Source organism: Methylobacterium nigriterrae, assembly GCF_037106235.1.
GTDB classification, from domain to species: domain Bacteria; phylum Pseudomonadota; class Alphaproteobacteria; order Rhizobiales; family Beijerinckiaceae; genus Methylobacterium; species Methylobacterium nigriterrae.
In genome coordinates, this window is sequence record NZ_JBAWTG010000863.1 from 1 (window position 1) to 271 (window position 271).

General features: G+C 66.8%; 1 protein-coding gene. It reads right to left on the reverse strand.

Annotated features, from left to right (window positions below):
* Nucleotides 1–271: ATP-binding protein (locus tag WDW90_RS39470; protein WP_336493040.1), on the reverse strand; the 271-nt coding region annotated here is incomplete at both ends.

Below are 271 nucleotides of genomic sequence, written 5' to 3' on the forward strand. Positions count from 1 at the left end.
CCATAGATCATGGAAAGGCCGAGCCCCGTGCCCTGGCCGGTGGGCTTCGTGGTGAAGAACGGGTCGAAGGCGCGAGCGATGACATCGGGTGTCATGCCACTGCCGGTGTCGGTCACGCACAGCGACAGATACTGCCCCGGCGGCAGCTCGCGCTCGCGCGCGGCACGCTCGTCGAGCCACTTGTTGGCGATCTCGATGGTGATGCGCCCACCGTCCGGCATGGCGTCGCGGGCGTTGATGCAGAGGTTCAGGAGCGCGTTCTCGAGCTGGT